The organism is Halobacterium bonnevillei (assembly GCF_009831555.1).
GTDB classification, from domain to species: domain Archaea; phylum Halobacteriota; class Halobacteria; order Halobacteriales; family Halobacteriaceae; genus Halobacterium; species Halobacterium bonnevillei.
On the sequence record NZ_WUUU01000209.1, the window covers coordinates 1 to 4699 of the forward strand.

General features: G+C 68.6%; 6 protein-coding genes and 1 pseudogene. 4 read left to right on the forward strand and 3 right to left on the reverse strand.

All coding sequences use genetic code 11. The features are described from left to right. The 3 genes and pseudogenes from GRX66_RS16695 to hisC form a co-directional block, all read right to left on the reverse strand. Positions 1–210: pseudogene (locus GRX66_RS16695) on the reverse strand (hypothetical protein); the annotation flags it as partial. A 22-nt stretch (positions 211–232) separates the two neighbouring features. After that, positions 233–739, reverse strand: coding sequence for an adenylate kinase family protein (locus GRX66_RS16700; protein ID WP_159527530.1), 507 nt, complete (start codon positions 737–739; stop codon positions 233–235). A gap of 25 nt (positions 740–764) precedes the next feature. Continuing rightward, positions 765–1868: a histidinol-phosphate transaminase gene (gene hisC, locus GRX66_RS16705; protein WP_159527531.1), complete on the reverse strand. Its 1104-nt coding sequence runs from the start codon at positions 1866–1868 to the stop codon at positions 765–767. 97 nt (positions 1869–1965) lie between these two features. On the opposite strand from hisC, the gene GRX66_RS16710 reads away from it, so the two are divergent. From GRX66_RS16710 to proB, 4 genes are all read left to right on the forward strand, one after another. Continuing rightward, the gene (locus GRX66_RS16710; RefSeq protein ID WP_159527532.1) at positions 1966–2391 is read left to right on the forward strand and encodes a hypothetical protein; all 426 of its coding nucleotides are present in this window, start codon (positions 1966–1968) and stop codon (positions 2389–2391) included. Positions 2392–2394: 3 nt separating this feature from the next. Further along, positions 2395–2829: a Rieske (2Fe-2S) protein gene (locus tag GRX66_RS16715; protein WP_159527533.1), complete on the forward strand. Its 435-nt coding sequence runs from the start codon at positions 2395–2397 to the stop codon at positions 2827–2829. Between the two features lie 161 nt (positions 2830–2990). Beyond that, a complete protein-coding gene (proC, locus tag GRX66_RS16720; protein WP_159527534.1) occupies positions 2991–3764 on the forward strand; it encodes a pyrroline-5-carboxylate reductase in 774 nt (257 codons plus the stop codon). Continuing rightward, complete coding sequence (proB, locus tag GRX66_RS16725) at positions 3757–4608, forward strand: glutamate 5-kinase (protein ID WP_159527535.1); 852 nt, start codon at positions 3757–3759, stop codon at positions 4606–4608. The genes proC and proB overlap by 8 nt, the downstream gene beginning before the upstream one ends. Positions 4609–4699 lie beyond the last annotated feature (91 nt).

Sequence of the window (4699 nt, forward strand, 5' to 3'; positions counted from 1 at the left end):
GGAGGTCCAGCCAGCCCGTTCGCGACGACGAACAGCGGCGCCGACGGCGTACGCAAGCGGCGTCGCGACGTAGAACGCGACGGCCGCGCCGATGGCGAACACGAAGGCGACGATGCTGATGACGTTCGGCGTCGCGCCGACGGCGACGGCGCCACGCACCCACGGCGCCATCAATCGCGTCGCCAGCGGGCGGAGTCTGTCCAGCGTCATGGCGACTCGCTGTGGGTACGCGTCATAGGTAGTCTGTGAAGTCCACGTCGCCGGCCGACGGGTCGCGGTCTCCGGCAATCGCGGCCGCGATCTCGTCGGCGACTCCGCCCGGGTCGCGGTCGGTCGCGTCGATCTCGTACACGTTGCGCTCTCCGTGGACGCGCACGGACTCGGAGAGGATGACGTCCAGCGCCTCGCTCTCTGCATTCTCGCGAGCCTTCGCTGCCGGTTCGCCGCGCTCGACGAGGCGCCGCTCCAGTTCCCCCGGCGCACACCGCAGCACCACCACGCGGTCGGCGTCCAGGAGGTGTGCGAGGTGCGACTCCACGAGCACGTTGTCGCGGCCGTCCAGCCACTCGCGGACGGCTTCCAGGTCCGCGACCTTGCTGTCTCTCGCCTCGTCGACCTCCGTGTACAGTTCCTCTTCCTCGATGGCGTCGTTGAGGTGGACGACGTCGAGGTCCGTGTCCAGTAGCTCGGTGGCCGTGGTCTTCCCCGTGCCTGGCGTCCCGGTGACGGCGACTCTCATCGCGCCACCTCCCGGGTCGTCGCGGTCATTCCGCGACCACCTCGTCGAGGACTTCGGTCAGAACTTCGACGGCGCGTTTGGTCTCCTCGCGCGTCCCGCACGTCACGCGAACGTGTTCGGGCAGCCCGAAACTCGAGCAGTCCCGGAGCAGGACGCCCGCTCGCTTCGCGGCCTCCGCCACCGCAGTCGCGTCACCGACCTCCACGAGCACGAAGTTCGCGTGGCTCTCGTACGTTCGCGCGTCGAGTTCGTCGTGGACGTACTGCCGCGACCACGCGACGGTCTCGACGGTCTGGTCGACGTGCTCGTCGTCCTCGAGCGCCGCGAGGCCGGCGCGGCACGCGATGGCGCTCGCCGCGAACGGCGTCTGGACGCGGGCGTACGCGTCCGCCCACGCCGACGGCGTGACTGCGTAGCCGAGGCGGATGCCCGCGAGCCCGTAGGCTTTCGAGAAGGTCCGCAGGACAGCCACGTCGTCGCGCTCGTCCAGCAGCGACACCGCGGACGGCGCGTCCGTGAACTCGCCGTACGCCTCGTCGACGACCACCAGCGTGTCGTCGTCCGTCTCGTCGCCGACCCGCTCGACGGCGTCGAGCGTGAACCGGTCGCCCGTCGGGTTGTGGGGACTCGTGAGGTAGACGACGCGCTCCCCGTCGTAGGCGTCCAGCACGGTGTCGGCGGTCAGGGCGAAGTCCTCACTGTCGTCGGTTCCGGGAGCGACGCGGATGTCGTACTCGGCGACGTCGCCGTGGTGGAAGCGTGCGCTCATCCCGTAGTACGTGAACCCGGGCGTCGGTACGAGCACCCGGTCGCCCGGGTCGAGCATGGCCCGCGCGACGTAATCGAGTGCGCCGTCGCCGCCGTTGGCGACCCACACCTGCTCGCCGGTGACGCCCCACTTGGACGCCAGTGCGTCCGTGAGGTCGCTGTGAACGGCTTTCGGGTAGCGGTGGACCTCCGACGCGGCGTCCCGGATCGCGGCTTCTGCCTTCGGACTCGGGCCGTGGGGGTTCTCGTTCGAGGACAGCTTCACGAACTCCTCGGGGTCGCGTCCGAGTTCCCGTGCGACCTCCTCGATGCCCCGACCGGCCCGGTACTCCACGTGGTCGGAGAGGTCCCGTAGTTCCATGCCCGAGGCAAGTGCGGCGCGGGCCTTAAGCGTGCCTTCACGGGACTGACTGCCGGAACCCCCGCGTTTTACGGCCAGTCACTCCCAAGGCGCCGCTATGGCAGCCATCGAGACCGTCGTGTACGCGCTTCACCTGTTGTTCGCCGGCCTGTGGACGGGCAGCGTGATGTACGGAGCCGCGACGCTCCCCGGGGTCGCGAACAGCGTCTCCGTGAGCGTCCGAGACTCGCTGGTCAGCACGCTCCGGAACATCTCCCGGGCGAGCGCCGCCGTACTGCTGTTGACTGGCGGTTACATGCTCACGCTGGCCGGCTACACCGAGGGGAATTCGCTCACCGGGACCGGCCAGGGCCACCTCGTGTTGACGATGGTCGTCCTGTGGTTCGCGCTCGCGGGCCTCGTCGAGGTCGCGGGCGGCAAACTCGAGGACGGCGAGGACGCTGCCGGCCTCCTCTACGGCGCCGCCATCGTCGCCGTGCTCCTGCTGCTGGACGCCAGCGCGCTCCTCACGAACGCGGTCTGACCGATGTCGAGTCGCTACAGATTGACGAGCGTGGACGCGGTCCGCGAGGAGGGGTCGTGGGCGTTCACGGTGCGGGACGAACACGGCACGGACGAGGAAGTGTTTCTGGTGCCCTGCGACGACGAGGACGGCGACGCGGTCGAAGCGTGGGTGAACCGCTGTACGCACGAAGCCCAGCGGCTCTACCGCGACGGCATCGGCGCGATCGTGCGGAACGGCGAAGTCGTCTGCCCGAAACACGGGTCGCTGTTCGACGCGTGCTCGGGGTACTGCGACAATGGCGACGCGGCGGACACGACCCTCGTCTCCGTGGACGTGGACGTCGACGACGGCCAGGTGTACCTGACTGACGACGACGTGCGCTTCCTCTACGAGGGGACGAAACACGACGACGGAGACGACGACGACCCGAGTTCGACCTCCCACCTCCAGTTCTGAGCCTGCGCCCAGAGCTTGGGGTCGACGACCCCACAACTTCAGTTCTGATTCGGGGACTAGACCGACGCCCCGAGCGGCGCTATCCCGGCGCGAAGGCCAGTTCGTCAGACCATGACGCGAACGCAGGTCGTATGTTGCTCAGTGTCCTGTGTCCGTGTAAGATGGAATCCGTCAGCGTCATCGGTTGCGGTAACATGGGGGGTGCATTCCTCCGCGGGCTCGCGAAGGCGGGCTACGATGTAACAGCGATCGACCTGGACACGGACGCCCTCGACAGGGTCGCGGACGTCGCCAGCGAGACGACCACCGACGTCGAAGCGGCGAAGGGCAGCGACCTGGTCGTGCTCGCAGTCAAGCCACACATCGTGGAGTCAGTCCTCGACGACGTCGACCTCCACCCGGACCAGACGCTCGTCACGCTCGCGGCCGGCGTCCCCCGCGAGTTCGTCGCCGATCGCACCGACGCGTCGGTCGTCCGCGTGATGCCGAATCTCGCGGCGGAGACCGGCGACATGGCCGCGGCGGCGACCGAAATCGGCGTCACCGACGATGTCCGCGCGCTGCTCGAGGACCTCGGCGAGTACGTCACCGTCGAGGAGGAGTACATGGACGTCGCGACGGCGGTCAACGGCAGCGGCCCGGCGTTCGTCTTCTACCTCATCGAGGCGATGAAGGACGCAGGCGTCGAGTCCGGCCTCGAACCCGAGGAGGCGGAGGTCATCGCCGCCCAGACGTTCAAGGGCGCCGCGGAGACGGTCCGACAGGACGACCGCAGCGTCGACGAACTCATCGACGCGGTCTGCTCGCCGGAGGGCACGACCATCGAGGGCATGGAAGTGCTGTGGGGCAGCGACGCCGACGAAGCGGTGAGGGACGCCGTCGAAGCGGCGCGGAACCGGTCGCAGGAACTCTCCGAGGCGTTCGACGATGCGTGAGGCTGCCGACATCCACGCGGTGGACGAAGAGACGGTGACGAACGCGCGGGAGCAGGCAGCGGCCGCCGACCGCGTGGTCGTGAAAGCGGGCACGAACTCGCTGACGGACGACGAGTCGCGCCTCGACCGCACGAAAATCGACAAGCTCGTGACGGACATCATGGACCTTCGCGCGGACGGCACGGAGGTCCTGCTCGTGTCCTCGGGCGCCATCGGCGCCGGAAAGGGGCGCCTCGAGCGGAGCGTCGAGGAGACCGTCGAGGAGACGCAGGCGCTGTCGACGCTCGGGCAGAGCCACCTGATGCGTCACTACACGCAGAGCTTCGACCGCTACGACCAGAAGATCGCCCAGCTGCTGTTGACGGAGGACGACCTCTCGACGCCCGAACGGTTCACGAACCTCCACAACACCATCGAGACGCTGCTCGACTGGGGCGTCGTCCCGGTCATCAACGAGAACGACGCAGTCGCAACCGAAGAGGTCCGCATCGGAGACAACGACATGCTGTCCGCGTCGGTCGCGATGGGCGTGGACGTCGACCTGCTGGTGACGCTGACCGACGTCGGCGGCGTCTACACCGCGAACCCGAAAGACGACCCGGCCGCGGAGCGCGTCGAGGCCGTGGGCGCGAACTACGACGCCGTCCAGGGACTCGTGGACGACACGGCCGCCGAGACGTTCGGCGGCATCCGGACGAAAGTCGAGCGGGCGCGCGCGGTCAGCGAACACGGCATCCCCGCCATCATCGCGGGGTCGACCGAACCGAACGTGCTCGACCGCATCGCGAGCGGTGACGCCGTAGGAACCATATTCGTGCCCGTGAATGGTGAGGACAATGAGTGACCGAAGCACGGACGAACGGGTCGGGGAGGCCGAGCGCGCGGCGCTCGAACTCGCGAACGTCGACGAGACCGCCCGCAACGACGCGCTGCAC